Genomic DNA, 19,210 nt, shown 5'->3' with positions numbered 1-19,210 from the left:
GTTACCGGGGGAAGCCGTTAACTATCATTAAGAATGTCTTAACCAGAACCATTTCATTCGCGCGACCAAGCCAATAGGATGTTTGCGGAAGTAGCGGACAAGCCGAGCGACCGGCAGTCCGAAATTCGTCCCGCGGGGTGCACATGGCCAGTCGCCATGCTGCAGGCGGGAACGAATCGTGGGGACTTCTGTGTCAGTTGCGTAATCAGGGGGCGTGGAACGAGCATGGCAAACAACACCAAAAAGGCCAAGGATCCGACCGAAGTCGCGCTCTCTGCTATCCAGGAAGCACTCAACATCAGTGACCCCGCGCATGTCGATCGCGATCAACCCGCGATCCGTGCCGACAACGCCCCCACCAATCCATCTTCCCCCGTCGACCTCGACGACAACGCCTTCGACGCACGCATCGCCAATGATCGCCCGAGCTTCGAGCCTCAGGACGATCAGCGCTTTGCGCGCCGTCCCGCGAACGATGACCGCGAAACCATCGGCCAGATCCTGCAGGCGCTGCAGAAGAATCGCCCCGCCCGCAACGTCTATACACTCGCCACCCTGTTCGCCGGCTTATGGATCGTCGGCGCAGGCCTGTTGACCGTTGCGTTCCTGCCGTCGCTGCAGGCGCTGATCGGTCAGGGCTCCGGCGGCACGCTGGCTCTGGCTGGCCTTGCTGCGCTGCTGTTCGCCCCGATCCTGCTGTTTTACTTCCTCGCCAGCCTCGCCTGGCGCGGCCAGGAAATGCGCCTGATCGCCCAGTCGATGGCACAGGTTGCGATCCGCTTCTCCGAGCCCGAAAGCACTGCCAGCGACTCGATGGTCACGGTCGGCCAGGCGATCCGCCGCGAGGTCGCCGCGATGGGCGACGGCGTCGAGCGCGCGATTGCGCGTGCCGGCGAACTCGAAACCCTCGTCGCCAACGAAGTTTCCGCGCTCGAGCGCGCTTACTCTGACAACGAAGTCCGCATTCGCGCGCTACTGCAGGACATCGCGCATCAGCGCGACAACCTGGTCGGTCAAGCCGAGCAGGTTCGCTCTGCCATTTCGGGCGTGCAGATCGATCTTCGCCACGACATCGCGCTGATTTCGGACGCCATCGCATCGCGCGTCGACGAAGTCGCCAAGAGCATCACCGGCGCCCTCGAGGAGCGCGGCGAACACATTACCCGTGCACTCGGCAATGCGGGCGACAACATGATCCTCGCGCTCGGCGAGCGTGGCGGCGACCTGCTCGACCGCCTTGAAGAGGCCAGTGCCGAGACCACCCGCGCGGTGCTCGACGCCAGCGAGCGTCTGACCACGAGCCTCAACTTCAAGACCGGCCACGTGCACGACGAGTTCGTCGATCTCGCCGACCGCGTCCACGAAATGCTCAACGAGCGTATCGACCGCATCACCAGCGAATTCGAACAGCGTTCGTCCACGATTGTCGATCGCGTGTCGGATCGCACCGAGCAGGTCCACGACTCGCTGAAGAATTCCAGCGATAGCCTGCTGCTCGAACTCGAGCTGCGCAGCGGCGACCTCGTCAGCAAGATCGACGATGCCGGCAACCGCCTGGCCAACCAGATCCTCACGTCAGGCGACAAGGCGGGCGAGTCCCTCGACGCCACCGTCAACGCACTGGTCGCCAAGGTCGCGAGCCAGACCGAAACCGCGCACGACACCATCAGCCTGCAGATGAACGCCTTCGACGAACTGGTGAAGGAACAGGGCAGCGAGCTGGCCGAGCGCTTCTCGCGCGACAGCGGCACGCTTGGGGCGCTCATCACCAAGCACATCTCGGAATTCGACCGCACCGTGAAGACCTTCGGCGGCGAAGTCGTCGATCGCCTAGGTCAGCGCACCCAGGACATCTCGGAAACGCTGAAGACCTATGTCGATAATTTCGACACCCGTGTCGCGTCCAATGTCGGCGGCATCACGTCGTCGCTCGACACCCGCCTCGCAGAATTCGAGACCAAGTTCGAAGGCCGCGTCGTCAATCTCGATGCGTCGCTCGACACCAGGATCAAGTCGTTCGACGAAACTGTCGATGGACGTCTCAAGAGCCTTGAAGAAACATTCGACGCGCGCGCCCAGTCGGTCACCGCGACCATCGATACGCGTCTTGAAAACCTCGCATCGACGCTCTCGGAAGGCGCCAACCAGGCCGTCCAGTCGGTCGACTCGCGCCTGACGCATCTGACCACCGCCCTGACCGAAGGCGCGAACCTCGCAGTCAGCTCGGTCGACGACCGCCTGACCCACCTGACCACCGCGCTCACGGACGGCGCGGTGCAGGCGATCCACTCGATCGACGACCGCCTTTCCTACTTCACGAGCTCGCTCACCGAAGGCACGACGCAGGCGATCACGGCCATCGACAGCCGTATCAACAACGTCACCGATGCCATCGACAGTCGCAGCACGCAGTTCGCGGATACCATCACCGCGCGCTTCCAGACGATCCACGAAGGCATGGAAGGTCGTATCGGCATTGTTGCCGGTGGCATCGAAACCCGCGTCGAACAGTTCGAGGAACTGCTCGGCTCGCGCATTGAGGCTGTTGCCGGCCGTATCGAAACCTCCGGCCGCACGGCCAGCGACTCGCTCATGGCCCGCGCCGAAGAACTCTCGATCGGCATCAAGACCAATGTCGAGGACGCCGAACGTTCGCTCACACATCTGATGGTCAATACCAGCGAGACCATTCAGGCCGGCGCGCGCGCCGCGCAGGAATCCCTCGTGTCGGTTTCGACCGATGTCGGCGCGCAGCTGAAGCTGACGGCGTCCGATATCGAGAGCTCGCTGACCGCTGTCGGCACTACTGCCGCCACGGCCATTGTCAATAGCGCCCGCGATGCGCAGGCCACACTGGTCAACGCGTCTTCGGAAGCTTCGCTGCAGGTGAAGTCGCTATCGGCCGATGTCGAACGCACCCTCACCGCGGCCGGCTCCGCCACGGCGGCCTCAATGCTCTCAGGTGCCCACGACGCCCAGTCGACCCTGGTCTCCACCTCTACGGAAGTCGCCAGCCAGATCCAGTCGCTCTCGGCCGATATCGAACGCACGCTCACTGCCGCCGGCACGGCGACGGCCGACTCGGTGCTGTCCGGCGCCCGCGCCGCGCAGAGCACACTGGTCGCTGCATCGACCGACGCCTCGCAGCAGGTCCGCACCCTTGCGGCCGATGTGGAGCGCACGCTGATCGCCGCCGGTACCGCCAGCGCGGACTCGATCCTGGCCAGCACGCGCAACGTCCAGTCCTCGCTGATCGACGCCTCGACCGAAGCGTCGAACCATGTCCGCAACCTCGCGGCCGATATGGAGCGCAGCCTCACGACAGCCGGCACCGCGACTGCCGAGTCGATCGTCGCCGGCGCCCGCGAAGCCCAGAGCACGCTGGTCACGGCGTCTTCCGAGGCATCAAGCCATGTGAAGTCGCTCGCCATCGACGTGCAGCGCACGCTCACCGCCGTCGGCGCCGATACGGCCGCTGCCATCCTGTCGAGTGCCCGCGAAGTGCAGACCTCGCTCGCGACCTCGTCGGCCGATGCCGCAAACCAGATCAAGGTGATCTCCGCCGACATCGAGCGTTCGCTCTCGAACGTCACCGCCAACACCACCGACAACATCCAGACCAGCGCGCAGAATGCGCACAACTCGCTGGTTGCCGCCTCGAACGAGATCACCACCAAGATCAAGACGACCTCGTCGGAGATCGAACGGTCGGTGTTCGCCGCTTCGGGCAGCTTCGGCACCACGATGACCGGCAAGACCGACGAAATCGTCACCTATGTGCAGCAGCAGACTGATCGGCTGTCGCAGATGGTCGACGCCAAGCGCGGTTCGCTGGTCGATGCGCTGGGTACCAAGGCCAATCAGCTCACGGTCGATATCGATCGCGTCACCGCCGACGCGCTCAAGGCGATCGAGAGCCGCGGCCATACCTTCTCGCAGACCATGGTCACCAACAGCACGGACGTGGCTCGCGCCATCACCACGGCTGGCGAACTCGCTACCGGCGCGGTCAACAAGTCGCTGAAGGATCTCGAGCAAAGCTCGCGCACCGCCATCGAGCAGTCGCGTCAGGTCTCGATCACTGCGGTCACCGAGATGCAGGAAACCAGCAAGATCCTGCGCACCGATACCGTGGCGCTGTTCGAACGCCTGCGTGAAGGCAACATCCTGCTGCAGGAAGTCCTCACCGGCGCTCACGATAACCTCAACTCGCTGGAGCGCGCGCTGGTCACCCGCGTGGCGGACTTCGTGTCCACCATGAACGACGTAACGTCGCGCAACGGCCTGGCTACCCAGACGCTGGAAGAACAGCTCACCGTGTTCACCTCCAAGACCTCGAAGGCCCTGGAAGATCTCGGCTCGCTCTCGGGCCAGTTCGAAACCCATGGCCATGCCCTCGTGGATGCCGCGGCTCTGGTCGAACAGAGCAACCGCACCACGATGTCGTCGGTCGGCGAACGCAAGGCGGCGCTGGAATCGCTGGTCACCACCATCGATCTGCGCACCACCGATCTCGATCAGCGCCTCACCCGCTTCACCGGCCTGCTCGATGAATCGCTGGCAGCCGCTGAAGAACGTGCCCGCGACATCGCCCGCGTCGTCGCGGAGACCGCCGGTCAGGGCTCGGCTGCGATCAGCCGGCAGTTCGAAGCCGTCCGCACTGCAGCAGAAGAAGAACGCCGTGCGACAACGCAAGCGATGAGCGAGATCTACCAGCAGGGCACGCAGGAAGCCGATGCCATGTTCAAGCAGTCAGGCGAGAAGTTCTCGTCGATGGTCGCCAGCATGAAGCAGATGGCTGCCGAAATGCACAGCGAGCTCGAGAGCACCCGCACCGAACTGCGCCGCGGCGTTCTCGACATGCCGCAGGAGGCCGCCGAGAGCACTGCGCAGATGCGCAAGGTGATCGTCGACCAGATCGAGGCGCTCGCCGAGCTAAACCGTATCGTCGCCCGCCACGGCCGCGGCCTCGACGTGGTCTCGACCAGCCGCACCACCAGCGTGCAGCGTGACGAGGAGCCGGCGATGGCGATCGCCAGCAGCCGTAGCGAAGCGCGTCACGAAGCCCCCCGTCCGGCTCCGCGCCGCGAAGAGCCACCTGCCCGTAGCGCATCGAACCTGCCGATGCCCGACATCGGTGGCCCTGCCCCGCGTCGCACCGAAGCACCGTCGGTCGCTCCGGCCAACTCCGACCAGGGCCGTGACGGCTGGCTGTCGGATCTGCTCGGCCGCGCCGATCACGTCGAGGAAGATCGCACGCCGCCGCGCCGCGCACCGGCTCCGCAGCAGCCTGCAACCTCGGCCAATCCGCTGGAGTCGCTGTCGCTCGACATCGGCCGCCTGATGGATCGTACGCTGGCCGCTGAAATGTGGGATCGCTATCAGCGCGGCGAGAGCAAGGCCTTCAGCAAGCGGCTCTATACGCCAGCCGGCCAGAAGGCTTTCGACGAAGTCGCCCGCAAGTATCGGTCGGACCGCAACTTCAAGGGTACGGTGGATCGCTACATCACCGAGTTCGAACGCCTGCTCGACGAAGTCGCCCGCGACGAACGCGGCCCGGCAGCGCTGCGCAGCCACCTGACCTCGGAGACGGGTCTAGTCTACACCCTGCTCGCGCATGCAGCGGGCCGACTCGGCTAAGCAAGACCACATACGAACGCGAAAAGCGGAGGCAGCGATGCCTCCGCTTTTTTTAGACTAGGTCGTGACCCCATAAAGAGGAAACGCCCGAGATGGAGATTGAACGCAACTTCGGCGACACGCTTGATTTCTGCCGATCCGCGCCATCTGCGGACATTGGACGCTTACCCGAAACCGGACAGCCAGTGCGAACTGTGAAAGCGGCGGCAAGATCTCCGATCATCATCGATCTGCGCATCGAACGATCATGAAACTCCGGCGCTTGACGCCGTTTGCCTGAGAAGCCAATCCGCCTGGAGCTGCGCCATATCGACCCGCAGACGCGGCAAGGCCCAGTCCAGAAAACACCGGACCTTCAACGGCTGCAGTCCGGCATCCGGATAGACCAGGCTGACCGGTAGTGGCTCCGGCGCGAAATCCGGTAAGAGAATCTGTAGCCGACCAGATTTTAACTCATCCGCCACCTGATAGCAGAGCACCCGGATGATCCCGATGCCGGCAAGGGCGGCCTGTATGGCCGCGTCCGTTGTATTCACGGCCAGCTTCGAGCGCGGCTCCACGGCGAAGGCAGCGGTGTCTCGCCGATAGCGCCATTCGGGCGATGTCGCGAAGCCATTGAAAGCAATTCCGTCATGCCGTGCCAGATCTTCCGGCACGCGCGGGATGCCATTCCGAGCCAGATAAGCAGGGCTGGCACAGATGATACGGTGAACGACGCCGACGCGCGTCGCGATCAGTGCATTATCCTCCAGATGCCCGATGCGCAAAGCAAGATCGACATGCTCGCTCACGAGATCGATCTGCTTGTCGGCCAGCGTGAGCCGCAGCGAGATATCGGGCTGCTCCGCCAGAAAGCTCAGTGCGATGGGCAACAGATGGCGCTCCCCGAATGCGACGGGGGCCGTGACATGGAGCACGCCACGTGGCGCATTGTATTCGCCGCCCGCCTCTCGCTCTGCCTCCCCCAACTGTTCGAGTATCCGACGTGAGGCGGCGACATAAGCGCGGCCGGCATCGGTGAGCGTGAGCTTGCGGCTAGTGCGAATAACCAACCGGGTGCCGAGATGCTGCTCGAGTTCAGCGACCTTGCGGCTGACGGTGGCGAGCGGTGCGCGCATCTGGCGCGCACCGGCGGACAGGCTGCCAGCCTCGACAACCGCCAGCAGCACCGACATAGCCTCGAACCGGTCCATCATACCTTCCGAATTGTGGGAGGAACCCTCCTGCAGTCTTAGGATACCGTTTTACCATTGGCGACTCTAGTTTCCGCGACGCTGAGGGCCTCGCGGGATGCGTGCCCCAGATAGCGGACGCGCGCTAAGGCGGCGTCAAGGATCAGGAAGGCGCCAACCATGACCAATTTCTCTCGTCGCGCGCTCATAGGCGGACTCGGTGTCGGCATCGTGGGCAGTGGCTTTCTCCCCGGGATTGCAGCAGCCAAAAACGCAGCGGCTCCGGCAAAGGGCGTGACGCCTTTGGCGCAGATCAAGATCGGCCGCTTCACCGTGACCGCGCTGACCGACGGCTATGCGGACATGCCTTACACCTATTTCCCCGGTCGCACGGCCGAACAGGTGGAACAGGCTGCAAAGGCCCAGTTCACGGCGCGGCCGAGCGGCGTGCGTTTCGTGTTCAATCAGTATCTGATCGAGGACGGCCAGCGCCGGATTCTGATCGATACCGGGCCGGCAGGCTCCATCGGCCAGACAGGTGCACTCCCGAAGGCGCTCGCCGCGTTCGGCATCAGCCGCGATCAAATCGATGCAGTGATCGTGACGCATATGCATCAGGACCACATGGGTGGCCTGATCGTTGGCGGGAAGAAGAATTTTCCCAAGGCAGAGCTCTATGTCGACCGTCGCGACGTCGTGCATTGGACCGATCCGGCAAAGCAAGCCGGTGCGCCCGACTATCTGCAGCCCAGCTTCAAAATGGCGAACGAAGTCGTGCGTCTGTATCCCAAGCTGCAGAAGATCGATGGCGAGCGCGACATCGCGCGCGGCATCTCTATCGTCGATCTGACCGGTCATACGCCGGGCCATATCGGCGTGCGGATCGCCGATGCCGGTCAAAGCCTCATCATGGTATCCGACATGGTCTTCCCCGTGATCCATCCGAGCGCGACCGATGTGGGCTTCCTGTTTGAACAGGACCGCCCGGCGGCACAGGCGATGCGCGACAAGTTCTTTGCGCGCGCTGCTTCCGAAGGCGCGCTGATCGCGGCGACGCATATGCCCTTCCCCGGCCTCGGTCGCATCGTCTCGGATCGCGGACAATTGCGCTGGCAGGTGGCGGACTGGGCCTTGCAGACCTGAACGACAGGCTGACGCGCTGAGGGCTCGACAAAATCGACGCCAAGGACTCGGTCGGCATCTTTGGGGGTCACTGACAGATCGCCGATCGCATATTGGCGCCGCCGACGGCGTCGCTCTCAGGCGAGACGCGGCCCGGCAGAGCTGCCCAGCCACCTGACCTCGGAGATGGGTCTGGTCTACACCCTGCTCGCGCATGCAGCAGGCCGGCTGGGCTAAGCAAGGTCACATACGAACGCGAAAAGCGGAGGCAGCGATCCCTCCGCTTTTCTATTGGGCGTACCGTTGTGCCGGAGCGTTATGTCAGGGATCTGGCCGGCGCCACCGTCACGCGGGATCCTTGTCGTGAATGCTGACGCCGAATGGCAGCGTCACCCAGGCATGTCTGCGACTGTGATAGACGGAGATCGCCGGCGGCGGAAAATCCGGATCGGCAAAGCAGCCGACCGCCACGGCGACGGAACGCCCTTCATATCCTTCTTCGGTGTGGAAGAGGTTGGTGCCGCAGACGGGGCAGAACCGGAATCGGAAGCGCGCTCCCTGATCTCCTGTGCGGACATACTCGGTCGCGATGCCGCTCACATTGTAACTTGGCCCGAAGCCCGCGAGCGCAGCGAAGACGCTGCCGGTCCGGCGCTGGCAGGCGAAACAGTGGCATATACCGACGCCCCTCGGCTCGCCTTCGAGCACGATGGACAGCTGACCGCACGAACAGGACGCAGTTCTCGACATGACAGACCTCCTCGATGCAGCGGTCGGCTGGATCACGGGCCGCGACAGTTACCTTATGCGAACCCGATGCGTTGGGTGAACCTGCGCGTCTCGCCCACCGCGATGTGCATCACGCCCGGCTTGTCGGCGAACTCGCCATCAAAATCCACCGGGCTGGCATAGCCGTACCACGGCTCGATGCAGAGGAATGCAGCCCCGGATGGTTTCGACCAGATGCCAAGTTCGCGAAAGCCTTCCCAAGCGAAGGTGATCGTCGGTCCGCCAGGCGCGCTGTAACTCAGCGACCTGCTGGCGAGATGATCGAAGATCATCGCATCCTTCACGAACAGCGATTCCGACAGCGCCAGTGCGCCGCCCTGCACCGGCGATGGTTCTGGCTCCCTCAGCAACAGTCCACCCTCGAGCCGTCTGATCGGCGCCGGCTCAGCATCGGAGAAGATGATCGTGTGCGCACGCTTGTCGGCGCCATCCGTCAGCGGCCAGTGAAAGGCCGGATGCGCACCGATCGAGGCCGGCAGCATCTCGTCGCCGGTGTTGGTCACAGCGTAACCGATCACCAGTTCATCGCCTTCGATCACATAGGTGACGTCAAGTCGGAACGCGAACGGATATTTCGCCCGGCTGGCGTCATTGTCCGCTAGCGACAGCGAGCAGGACGTAGGTCCCTGCCCGGTCCAGCTGAAGCGCTGGTCGCGCGCAAAGCCGTGTTGGGTCATCGCATAGACCTGGCCGCGATGTCGCAGCACATCGTCCTTTAGCTTGCCCACGATCGGAAACAGCAGCGGCGCGTGGCGCGGCCACTCGGGGCCAGCTTGCCACAACACCTCGTGCCCGCTGGCATCCTTCAGCGAACAGAGTTCGGCACCATCAGCCTTGATCGTCGCCGTGATGCGGCCGTTGCTGATGGTGAAACGATCCTCATTCTCCATCAGCATTCTCCCTCTCTATTGAGCCTGCCGGCGACGCGGCGGAGCGGCGGGTGCCGGAGGCCCTGCCGGAGCAGGTGCAGCCGCGGGTGTACCGCTACTGGCGCCGAACAACAGGCGCGTCGGGTTACGGTCGAGATTGTTCACGGCACGGCTGATATCCGCGAGGGTACGGCGGCCATCGAGCATCAATGCACCGGAACGCTTGTCGAGATTCTCTGTCAGCTCATGGAACGACTTCACGGCCGCGGTCAGCTCACCGCCATCCTTGCCGCCTGCGAGCGCATCCAGGCCGAGCAGGATGTTGTCGGTTCGCGCCACCACGCTATCCGCCTTGCCCATGACGCCGTCGGCCTTCCCCATCACACTGTCGATCTTCAGCATGATGCTGTCGATCACTTCGGAATTCTTCGCGAGCGTCGCCGTGAAGGTTTCGACATTCTTCATGGCGCCCTTGAGAGTATCCTGATTGTCGGCGACCAGACGATTGACGTTGTTCAGCGTCGCCCGGATCGATTCAGAGATATCGCGCAGCAATTCCGGATCGGCGGTTAGCACCGGCACGCCGTCGGTATCGAGCGGCACTGCGGGCGCGCCTTCATCGCCGCCCTTCAGCGCGATTGCCGCCACGCCCGTCAGGCCCTGAAACTCGAGACCGACCATCGTATCCTTGCGGATTGGCGCAATGTTCTCGACCATCGCTAGCGCAACGACGCGCTTGGGATTATCGAGCTTCACGGACACGACCTCACCGACCCGGATACCATTGAAGTTGACGTTGCCGCCATTGCGCAGACCTGAGGCCGCACCTTCGAAGATGATCCGCAGCGGCGTGCGCTGCTGGGTCGAATGCAAATTCTGGAACCAGAGCACGAAGCCGAACGCCGCGGCGATCACCGCCAGCGTGAAAGTTCCGATCAGGACGAAGTTCGCCCGCGTTTCCATCAACTCAACTCCAGTACAACTAGCCGATAACAGCGCGTGCGCGCTTGCCGTGGAAATATTCCCGTAGCCAGGGATGTTGCGAGGCCAGCATGTCGGCCATCGTTCCCTGCGCGATGATCTTGCCATTGCCGAGAACGGCGATCCGGTCGCAGGCTGTATGCAGGCTGTCGAGATCATGAGTTACCATGAAAACGGTCAGCCCCAAAGTTCGCTGCAGCGTGCGCACCAGTTCGTCGAAATCGCCGGCGCCGATCGGATCAAGACCGGATGTCGGCTCATCCAGGAACACGATCTCCGGATCGAGCGCGAGCGCCCGCGCCAGCGCGACGCGCTTGATCATGCCGCCCGAGAGTTCCGACGGATAGCGATCCGCGACCTCCGGCTTGAGACCGACCATGGTGAGCTTGGCCATGGTGATCTCGTCGAGCAGGCGTTCCGAGACCTTGAGATATTCGCGCACCGGAAACTGGATGTTCTGCCGCACGTTGAGCGACGAGAACAGCGCCCCGTGCTGAAACAGGATACCCCAGCGCCGCTCGACATCGCGGCGTTCCTTGTCGCCTCTGTCGAGATCGGTGCCGAACACTTCGATCGTGCCCGAGACTTTCGGCACGAGGCCAATGATCGTGCGCATCAGCACCGACTTGCCGGCTCCCGATGCGCCGACGAAACCGAGGATCTCACCGCGCGCCACGTTCAGGTTGAGGCCGTCGAGCACCCGACGGCTGCCGAACGCCACCGTGAGATCGCGCACGCTGATGATCGCATCGGCAGACGTAGAGGCAGCAGCCGTCGGCGTCTCGGCAATGGGCGTCGCAGTCGTCGAGGTCATGGCCGTCAGATCCCGATCGATGCAAAGAAGATCGCGAATACGCCGTCCATCACGATCACAAAGAAGATTCCCTTCACCACCGATGACGTGGTGTGCTGCCCCAGCGACTCCGCACTGCCCTGCACGGCCAAGCCTTCGACACAGGCCACGATGCCGATCACCATGGCCATCACGGGCGCCTTCACCATGCCGACGATGAAGTGGTTGATCGAAATCGCCTCGCGCAGCCGCGACAGGAACGACGATGGATCGACGCCCCCATAGAGCCAAGCGACCAGACCGCCGCCGTAGAGAGCAGCCATCGCGCCGAGAAATGCGAGAATGGGCAGCGCCAGCACCAGCGCCACCATGCGCGGCAGGATCAGAACTTCGATGGCATCGAAGCCCATGGTGCGAAGCGCATCGATCTCCTCGCGCATCTTCATGGAACCGAGCTCGGCGGTATATGCACTGCCGGAACGCCCGGCGACCATGATCGCCACTAGCAGCACGCCGAGCTCGCGCAGCACCAGCACGCCGAGCATATCAACCACGAAGACGTCGGCGCCGAAGCGGCGAAAATGGAACAGGCCCTGCTGGGCAACGATACAGCCGATCAGGAAGGTGATCAGGACCACGATCGGTACCGCGTTCCAGCACACCTGCTGCAGGTGATGCACCACCGAGGTGAGCCGGAATTTTGACGGATGCCGCCAGACGCGGAACCAGGCCGCTATCACGGCACCAATCATATCGACCAGCGCGACGAGGGTTTCCCCGATGCCATAGATATTGCGGCCGATGCTATCGAGCACGGCAGTCAGGGCGCTACCGCTTGCAGGTAACGGGACCGCAGGCTTCACACGGCGGACCTCGTCGACCAGGGTCGCGTAATTCGCCGAAAGGCCCGCGATCTGCGCCTCGTGGCCGCCATTGGTAAGCGCCCGGCGCAACCGCTCGATCAGCCACGCGCCGAATGTATCCAGCTTGGAGACCTGCGACACGTCGATGAAGATGTTGGGGCGGCTACCGGTCAGCTTTTCGGCCTCGCCCACGAGCTTTTCCAGCGCGGGGGCAAAACGCGCCGTCCACGACCCAGCCGCGCATAGCGCCAAGCCATCGCCTTTTGCGATCTGTTCCAGGGTCGGGCCGCTCAAAACAGGCTCCCGCGGGCGTTCAGTCTGTGCATGAACAAAGTATTAACACGCCAAAATACGTTTCTGAGAAGCCAAGTGAAGCCAACACGTTGCTATGGTTAATATAGCCTTAATCCGCCCCGACGGACTGTCAGACACCGGCATTACGTCGCAAACAAGTTCACGGCGATCACGTAAACTTATAGACACGCCATTGCCCGCCGTTGCCGGCACAGCCCGAAAGACGCCGCATTGTCCGCATCCGACGCTGCCCCCGCCCTAATGACCGCCCGGATCGAGCAATGGCCGATCGCCGGCGCCTTCACCATCAGCCGCGGCGCCAAAACAGAGGCCGTTGTCGTGGTCGCCGAGATTCGCCGCGGCGGAGTAACCGGCCGCGGCGAATGCGTGCCTTATGCGCGCTATGGCGAGACCCCGGAGGCCACGCTGGCGGCCATCCTGGCGATGCAGGACCGATTTGCCGCGGGCCTCGACAGAAACACCCTGCAATCGGCCATGCCTGCCGGTGCGGCCCGTAACGCCGTGGATTGCGCCCTGCTCGATCTCGAAGCCAAGAGCCAGGGCCAGCGCGTCTGGGACATGCTGCAGCGGCCGGTACCGCGCGCCTGCACCACCGCCTATACGATCTCACTCGGCACACCCGAGGCGATGGCCTCCGCCACCGCAAAGGCCGCCTACCGACCATTGCTGAAGATCAAGCTCGGCAGTGACGACGACATCAGCCGCATCGCGGCCGTGCGCCGGGCTGCACCGGAATCCGAGTTGATCGTCGATGCCAATGAGGCGTGGACGCCGGACAACCTGAAAGCCAATCTCGATGCCTGCCATAACGCCGGCGTCACGCTGATCGAGCAGCCGCTGCCGGCAGGCAAGGATGATGCGTTGATGCATGTGCATCGGCCGATCATGGTTTGCGCCGACGAGAGCGTGCATGGCCTCGCTTCGCTCGAGGCGTTACGCGGGCGCTATGATGCGATCAACATCAAGCTCGACAAGACCGGTGGCCTGACCGAAGCGCTGGCGATGGCCGATGCGGCGCGTGCCATGGACCTCGACATCATGGTCGGTTGCATGGTGGCGACGTCGCTGGCGATGGCGCCGGCAATGCTGATTGCGCAATATGCACGCTTCGTCGATCTTGATGGCCCGCTATTGCTCGCCGGGGATCGCGACGGCGGTTTACGCTATGACGAAAGCACGGTCTATCCGCCCGACGCGGCGCTCTGGGGCTGATCGCCCGCAACAGCCGGCCGCTGGCCGGCGCGATGCCGGCCGAACCAGATGACTATCGCGCCCGCACAGCCAAGCACGGCCATCACGTAGTAAACGCCCTCGCCATAACGCGCATAGATCGCGCCTGACAGAACCGCCATGCTGCTCATCACAAGGCCGGTGCAGGCGGTGACATAGCCCTGCGCGCGCGCCATGACGTGCGGCGGCACGTGATGCAGCAACAGGCCCATTGTGCCGAGTTGCGTCAGACCGTAGGTCGCGCCGTGCAGCAATTGCACAATCACGAGAATTGGGAGCGGAAGCGTTTGCGCGGTCAACGTCCAACGCAGCAATGCGCCAAGGCCACCAAGGATGACCATGGGCGCAGGTGCCAATGTCAGGCGCGGCGACACTGCGAACAGGACAATCTCGGCCAGCACGCCGAGCGTCCATAGACCAGCGATGGTGAGGCCATCGAGGCCGGACGCCTGCCAGGTGATCGACGCGAAGGTGTAGTAGCCGGCATGGCTGCCTTGGATCAACGCCGTGGAGATTGCGATCGCCAGGAAGCCAGGATCGCGCAGCAGTGCGCTTGCTTTCGACTGCACCGTACCGTCGCCTGTCGGCGCGCCAAGTGGCTGCAGACCAAGGCTGACGATAGCCGACAGCACCATCGCTGTAACGATCACCCAGATCAGATGCTCACCGTCGAGCCAGTTGACCACCATGCCGCAAGCGAGCGCACCAACGACGAAGGCAACCGAGCCCCATAGTCGCAGTGGCCCGTAATCGAAGCCGAAGCGCACGACGCCCTTCAGCGCATAGCCATCGGTCAGCGCAGTCAGCGGCGTCCAGACGACGGCCGTCAGCGCGAACACCAGGAGCACGGCGAGCGGTTCGCGTAGCGTGCCCACTGTCGCAAAGCCAATCATGGTGAGAAAGGCACAGACAATCATCGTCTGGCGCAGAGCATGACGGCGCTCGGCAAACGCCGTGATGAAGGGCAGCGTGGTGAAGCGCGTCATCGACGGCACCGCCAGGATGGCGCCGATCCAGGTCGGATCGATCCCGATAGCCTTCAGCCAGACCGGGAAAAACGGCAGATAGAAACCGCTGGAGCCGAACACCGTGCCGTAGAACATCGCCAGCCGCTGCGCGAATTTGCGGCGGATTTGCGGGGCGCTATGGGTGGCAGATTCGGCTATCATGAGGTGAACTGCGATTCGCTACGGGATCGTGGTGATGGTTACATACCGCGCATCCCTGTGCGCGCCACGAGTTATCATGATGGCCGAAGAAGCATTTGCCCTGTCGCCGATCTCTGCCCGCCCCACTGTGCCGGGCGAGGCAGACTATGACGCGATCCGCGAAGCCTTCATGGAGACCGCGCGCGGCCGCTGGTTTCTCACTGAATATGCCAAGCGCAACCGCACAGCCGATACCAGCCTGGTGCTCGAAGCCGTCACCCGCCTTGAAGCCAATCTCGCCGCCCAGAAGCAGGCGCCGGCGCTCAGCTTGGTCGCCGCGCTCGGCGCGATCCGTTCTGCCGTCCGTCAGGCCAAGGCCAGCGCCATCGAGGCGATGCCACGCGTCGACTCCGATGAGGTTTTGACCGGTGCCCGCAACGGCACCCGCATCATCCGCGAGATCGCCTGGACGCTGCGCGAATGCGGCGCCGACACGCGCATCTGCGATCTCCTGGACACGCAGGTAAAGGCCATCGAGGCCGGCCAGCAAGCGCTCAATGGCAATGGCCGCGAGGATGTGCTGGCAAGCTACGACCTGCTGATGCAGCGCATCGAGCAAATGGTCGATGGCAGCATCGCAACGACTGCCCAGGCCGAGCGGGCTCCGGTTGCTGAAAAGCCCGAGCCCGTTGTCGGCGAAGCACGCGAAGCATCCGTGACGCCGCTGTTCAAGTCGCAGGCGAGCGAGGTACTGGCTGAGACGGTCACGATCTCAAGCGTCGAACCGCCGCGCGCCGCTATGCGGCCGGCCGTTGCAGAGACGGCCGCCGTAAAGACCGTCGCCGAAACCGCTGCGCCTGTCGCAGAAGCTGGCGTGGGGCTTGCCACGACGATGGCTGAGGCCTCCCTGGCCGTCGCCGCAGACGATCTCCCGCAGGCGCCTGAAACGGCGGGCGATGCCGAGGAAGAACATGACCTCGCCGTCCTCGATATGGTTGCCGCCGAGATGGGCGCGCTCGATCTGAGCGAGCCGGACGTTATTGAGCCTCAGCTTGCCGAGCCTCAATACGTTGAGCCCGAGGTGATGCAGGTTGAAGCTGTCGCTGTTCAGCCAGCCGAGCCCGAAGCCCTCAATCCCGATCTGATGACGCTGGCGCAGATCGCAGAGGTCGCGCTGGCACCCGAGCCGCCGCAACCGGACCTGGTCCCCCAGGTGGAAGCTGCAGCGCCGTCGCTGGGCGCAGCCCTGATCGCCGGCGGCGTGATTGCAGATCCGAACGCACCGGCATCGGACCCGCTGATGCCGATCCGCAAGATGACGCAGGCCGAGAAGATCGCGTTCTTCTCGTAGGCGCCTCAGCTCAGGCGTTGATGATCCTGGCGTAGAGATCCGCATCGACATTGCCGCCGGACAAAACGATCACCACCGTCTTGCCGCGCGCATCGAAGCGTCCGTGCATCAGCGCAGCCAGCGCCACGGCGCCGCCGGGCTCGACCACCAGCTTCAAGTCGCGGAACGCAAAAGCCATCGCCTTGCCGACTTCGTCGTCAGTAGCGGTGACGGCGCCCGACAGCAGATGCTGGTTGACGGCGAAGGTGATTTCGCCGGGCGTCAGAGCCATCAGCGCATCGCAGATCGTGCGGCCCGCATTGCTGTGCGCGACGCGCTTGCCGGCGCGCAACGAGAGCCCATGGTCGTCAAAGCCCGCGGGCTCAGCGACAATGATCGAGGTTTCCGGAAAACGCGCCTTCACGGCGGTCGCGATGCCGCCGATCAGGCCACCACCGGAGGCCTGTGCAGACACGATGTCCGGCACGATGCCCAAGGCGGCCATGTCTTCGGCGATCTCGCGGCCGACAGTGCCCTGCCCGGCCATCACGAACACATCGTCATAGGGCGGCACGACCGTGGCGCCGCTCTTGCCGGCAATGTCGCGCGCGATCGCTTCGCGGTCTTCCTTGTCGCGATCATAGAGCACGACATCCGCACCATAGCCTCTGGTGCGCTCAACCTTCGACACCGGCGCATCGGACGGCATCACGATGGTCGCCTTCATGCCGAGAATCTGCGCCGCGGCGGCAACGCCCTGCGCATGATTACCGGAGGAGAATGCGACAACGCCATTGCCCCGCTTGTCCTCGGGGATCGAGGAGATCTTGTTGAAGGCACCGCGAAACTTGAACGAGCCGGTTCGCTGCAGCACTTCGGGCTTGAGGAACACTTGCGCGCCGGTCAGCGCATCGAGCGCAGGTGACCGGAGCAAGGGCGTGCGCACGGCATAGGGCGCGATGACGCGCGCGGCGGCATCGATATCGGCGGATGTGATCGGCAATGGGGTGTTTGTCATGCGCGCGTTTTATCGCGCGGCACGACCGGCGGGCAAGCTATACCAACCGCAGATCAGGCAGCGAAACGCGGCTGCTTTTCCACAGACGACGTATTGGCAGCGATTTCGGCCCGCACATGGCTGATATTGCTGACGAAAGCGCGCGCCGACGCTTCCCAGGTGTGACCGGCAGCAAACTTGAGACATTCCTGCGGCGAGATTTCGAGCGCCTTGAGACAGGCGTGCCGCAAGTCATCCGACAAGACACCGACCGGCGACGCGCCAATCACGTCCTTCGGACCCGTTACCGGGAAGGCAGCCACCGGTACGCCGCTCGCCAGCGCCTCGAGCAGCACGAGACCATAGGTGTCGGTCTTGCTCGGAAACACGAAGACATCGGCCGAAGCATAGGCAACGGCCAGAGCCTCGCCCTGCAACGCGCCTGTGAACAGCGCATCGGGATGTTTCGCTTCGAGCGCGGCACGCGCCGGGCCATCGCCGACCACGACCTTGGTACCCGGCAGATCGAGATCGAGAAAGGCTTCGAGATTCTTCTCAACGGCGACGCGGCCGACCGAGAGGAAAATCGGCTTCGGCTTACCGAGATCGACATGGCGCGGATGAAACAGATTGGCATCGACGCCGCGCGGCCACAGCACGACATTGCGGAAGCCGCGGTCACGTAGCTCGCTCGCTAGCGCCGGCGTAGCCGCCATCACGGCGGAGCTGGCGCCATGGAAGCGGCGCAGGCCGGCCCAGACCCAAGATTCTGGAATCGGAAAACGCGCCGAGATATATTCGGGAAAGCGCGTGTGGAAACTGGTGGTGAAGGGAATGTTGCGACGGCGGCAATAAGCGCGCACCGAAAAGCCGATCGGGCCTTCCGTCGCGATGTGGATGTTGTCCGGTCTGGCCTCGTCAATCAGTCGCGCAATCTTGCGGCGACTCGGGATCGCGACGCGCAAATCAGCGTAGCTCGGCAGCCCGACCGTGCGAAACGATTCCGGCGTGAGAAAACTCACATCGACGCCAAAACCCTTCGCCGCCTCCGCCATCATTGTGAGCGTGCGCACGACACCGTTGACTTGGGGATGCCAGGCGTCGGTAGCGACGAGAATGCGCATCAGGCCGACATCCTTCAAGCTGCCTTAGCTGGTGCGAGCGCCTGCACCGGCATGCCGCTACGAACCGGATCGGTCCAGGTAATGATCTCGAAGCGGCCATCCTCATGCTCGACCAGCGCCGTGCAGCTTTCGACCCAATCGCCGCAATTCATGTAGCGGATGCCGTGCTCGTCGCGGATCGTCGCGTAGTGGATATGACCGCAGATCACGCCATCAGCGCCATGACGCCGTGCCTCACCGGCCAGCGTCTCTTCGAACGCGCCGATATAGTTCACCGCGTTCTTCACCTTCATCTTGGCCCATTTGGACAGCGACCAGTAAGGGAATCCGAACAATTTACGCAGCGCATTGACCAGACGATTCATCTGGATCGCGAAGTCATAGGCCTTGTCGCCGAGATGAGCGAGCCAGCGCGCGTTCTGCACCACAAGGTCGAAAATGTCGCCATGGATGACGAGATACTTCTTGCCGTCCGCGCCTTCGTGCGTCGCGGTCTCTACGACCTCGATACCGCCGAAATGCGTGCCGTAATAGCTGCGCAGGAATTCGTCGTGATTGCCGGGAATGTAAACGACCTTGGCGCCCTTGCGCACCTTGCGCAGCATCTTCTGGACGAAGTCATTATGAGATTGCGGCCAGTGCCAGCCGGATTTCAGCGCCCAGCCGTCAACGATGTCGCCGACGAGATAGATGGTATCGGCATCATGGGTACGGAGGAAGTCCAGCAGCCGGTCAGCCTGCGATCCGCGGGCGCCAAGGTGGACGTCGGAGATAAACAAGGTGCGAAAGCGCTTTTCGTTGCCTTCACTCATCACGTCTCTTTCCATGTCGAGCAGC

The 19,210-nt window shown here is 63.4% G+C and carries 14 protein-coding genes; 4 read left to right on the top strand and 10 right to left on the bottom strand.

Going from position 1 to position 19,210, the window contains the following annotated elements; translation table 11 throughout:
- The first annotated feature begins 225 nt into the window (after positions 1–225).
- The gene (locus tag AB8A33_RS07035; RefSeq protein ID WP_439092110.1) at positions 226–5,640 is read left to right on the top strand and encodes a hypothetical protein; all 5,415 of its coding nucleotides are present in this window, start codon (positions 226–228) and stop codon (positions 5,638–5,640) included.
- Between the two features lie 245 nt (positions 5,641–5,885).
- Here the strand turns inward: AB8A33_RS07035 and AB8A33_RS07030 are convergent, their stop codons facing one another.
- Positions 5,886–6,833 (bottom strand): LysR family transcriptional regulator, encoded by a 948-nt coding sequence (locus AB8A33_RS07030; protein ID WP_439092109.1) that lies wholly within the window; start codon positions 6,831–6,833, stop codon positions 5,886–5,888.
- Between the two features lie 159 nt (positions 6,834–6,992).
- Between AB8A33_RS07030 and AB8A33_RS07025 the strand changes: the two genes are divergently transcribed.
- Positions 6,993–7,955, top strand: coding sequence for an MBL fold metallo-hydrolase (locus AB8A33_RS07025; RefSeq protein ID WP_439092108.1), 963 nt, complete (start codon positions 6,993–6,995; stop codon positions 7,953–7,955).
- Between the two features lie 324 nt (positions 7,956–8,279).
- On the opposite strand, the gene AB8A33_RS07020 is transcribed toward AB8A33_RS07025, so the two are convergent.
- Genes AB8A33_RS07020 through AB8A33_RS07000 form a run of 5 tightly spaced genes read right to left on the bottom strand, consistent with a single transcriptional unit; the run spans position 8,280 to position 12,523 of the window.
- Complete coding sequence (locus AB8A33_RS07020; RefSeq protein WP_439092107.1) at positions 8,280–8,684, bottom strand: GFA family protein; 405 nt, start codon at positions 8,682–8,684, stop codon at positions 8,280–8,282.
- 53 nt (positions 8,685–8,737) lie between these two features.
- Positions 8,738–9,619, bottom strand: a complete 882-nt coding sequence (locus tag AB8A33_RS07015; RefSeq protein WP_439092106.1) for an aldose 1-epimerase family protein — start codon at positions 9,617–9,619, stop codon at positions 8,738–8,740.
- Between the two features lie 9 nt (positions 9,620–9,628).
- Positions 9,629–10,555, bottom strand: coding sequence for an MlaD family protein (locus tag AB8A33_RS07010; RefSeq protein ID WP_439092105.1), 927 nt, complete (start codon positions 10,553–10,555; stop codon positions 9,629–9,631).
- 19 nt (positions 10,556–10,574) lie between these two features.
- A complete protein-coding gene (locus tag AB8A33_RS07005) occupies positions 10,575–11,387 on the bottom strand; it encodes an ABC transporter ATP-binding protein (RefSeq protein WP_439092104.1) in 813 nt (270 codons plus the stop codon).
- Positions 11,388–11,392: 5 nt separating this feature from the next.
- Complete coding sequence (locus AB8A33_RS07000) at positions 11,393–12,523, bottom strand: MlaE family lipid ABC transporter permease subunit (protein ID WP_439092103.1); 1,131 nt, start codon at positions 12,521–12,523, stop codon at positions 11,393–11,395.
- A gap of 261 nt (positions 12,524–12,784) precedes the next feature.
- Here AB8A33_RS07000 and dgcA point away from each other — a divergent pair, with 261 nt between their 5' ends.
- Positions 12,785–13,756 (top strand): N-acetyl-D-Glu racemase DgcA, encoded by a 972-nt coding sequence (dgcA, locus tag AB8A33_RS06995; protein ID WP_439095871.1) that lies wholly within the window; start codon positions 12,785–12,787, stop codon positions 13,754–13,756.
- Here the strand turns inward: dgcA and AB8A33_RS06990 are convergent.
- Positions 13,726–14,943, bottom strand: a complete 1,218-nt coding sequence (locus AB8A33_RS06990; protein WP_439092102.1) for an MFS transporter — start codon at positions 14,941–14,943, stop codon at positions 13,726–13,728. The two genes, dgcA and AB8A33_RS06990, sit on opposite strands and share 31 nt — an antisense overlap.
- A gap of 79 nt (positions 14,944–15,022) precedes the next feature.
- Between AB8A33_RS06990 and AB8A33_RS06985 the strand changes: the two genes are divergently transcribed.
- Entirely contained in the window at positions 15,023–16,273 is a 1,251-nt protein-coding gene (locus AB8A33_RS06985; protein WP_439092101.1) for a hypothetical protein, read from the top strand.
- Between the two features lie 10 nt (positions 16,274–16,283).
- Here AB8A33_RS06985 and AB8A33_RS06980 read toward each other — a convergent pair whose 3' ends face one another.
- From AB8A33_RS06980 to AB8A33_RS06970, 3 genes are read right to left on the bottom strand one after another with little or no spacing between them, the layout of a single operon-like run.
- Positions 16,284–17,270, bottom strand: a complete 987-nt coding sequence (locus AB8A33_RS06980; protein ID WP_439092100.1) for a threonine ammonia-lyase — start codon at positions 17,268–17,270, stop codon at positions 16,284–16,286.
- Between the two features lie 53 nt (positions 17,271–17,323).
- The gene (locus AB8A33_RS06975) at positions 17,324–18,373 is read right to left on the bottom strand and encodes a glycosyltransferase family 4 protein (protein ID WP_439092099.1); all 1,050 of its coding nucleotides are present in this window, start codon (positions 18,371–18,373) and stop codon (positions 17,324–17,326) included.
- A gap of 14 nt (positions 18,374–18,387) precedes the next feature.
- Positions 18,388–19,185 (bottom strand): UDP-2,3-diacylglucosamine diphosphatase, encoded by a 798-nt coding sequence (locus AB8A33_RS06970; protein ID WP_439092098.1) that lies wholly within the window; start codon positions 19,183–19,185, stop codon positions 18,388–18,390.
- Positions 19,186–19,210: the final 25 nt, after the last annotated feature.

The organism is Tardiphaga sp. 813_E8_N1_3, from assembly GCF_051811025.1.
In the GTDB taxonomy this organism is placed as follows: Bacteria; Pseudomonadota; Alphaproteobacteria; order Rhizobiales; family Xanthobacteraceae; genus Tardiphaga.
Note: the sequence above shows the minus strand (reverse complement) of the source record. Positions and strands in the feature narration are given on the sequence as shown.

Bases quoted from the DNA above. Each gene is read 5' to 3' on its own strand.
- AB8A33_RS07005 (WP_439092104.1), bottom strand. From the start codon at position 11,387: ATGACCTCGACGACTGCGACGCCCATTGCCGAGACGCCGACGGCTGCT.
- AB8A33_RS06985 (WP_439092101.1), top strand. From the start codon at position 15,023: ATGGCCGAAGAAGCATTTGCCCTGTCGCCGATCTCTGCCCGCCCCACT.
- AB8A33_RS07020 (WP_439092107.1), bottom strand. From the start codon at position 8,684: ATGTCGAGAACTGCGTCCTGTTCGTGCGGTCAGCTGTCCATCGTGCTC.
- AB8A33_RS07025 (WP_439092108.1), top strand. From the start codon at position 6,993: ATGACCAATTTCTCTCGTCGCGCGCTCATAGGCGGACTCGGTGTCGGC.
- AB8A33_RS07035 (WP_439092110.1), top strand. From the start codon at position 226: ATGGCAAACAACACCAAAAAGGCCAAGGATCCGACCGAAGTCGCGCTC.
- AB8A33_RS06975 (WP_439092099.1), bottom strand. From the start codon at position 18,373: ATGCGCATTCTCGTCGCTACCGACGCCTGGCATCCCCAAGTCAACGGT.
- AB8A33_RS06970 (WP_439092098.1), bottom strand. From the start codon at position 19,185: ATGAGTGAAGGCAACGAAAAGCGCTTTCGCACCTTGTTTATCTCCGAC.
- AB8A33_RS07015 (WP_439092106.1), bottom strand. From the start codon at position 9,619: ATGCTGATGGAGAATGAGGATCGTTTCACCATCAGCAACGGCCGCATC.
- AB8A33_RS06980 (WP_439092100.1), bottom strand. From the start codon at position 17,270: ATGACAAACACCCCATTGCCGATCACATCCGCCGATATCGATGCCGCC.
- dgcA (WP_439095871.1), top strand. From the start codon at position 12,785: ATGACCGCCCGGATCGAGCAATGGCCGATCGCCGGCGCCTTCACCATC.
- AB8A33_RS07010 (WP_439092105.1), bottom strand. From the start codon at position 10,555: ATGGAAACGCGGGCGAACTTCGTCCTGATCGGAACTTTCACGCTGGCG.
- AB8A33_RS06990 (WP_439092102.1), bottom strand. From the start codon at position 14,943: ATGATAGCCGAATCTGCCACCCATAGCGCCCCGCAAATCCGCCGCAAA.
- AB8A33_RS07030 (WP_439092109.1), bottom strand. From the start codon at position 6,833: ATGGACCGGTTCGAGGCTATGTCGGTGCTGCTGGCGGTTGTCGAGGCT.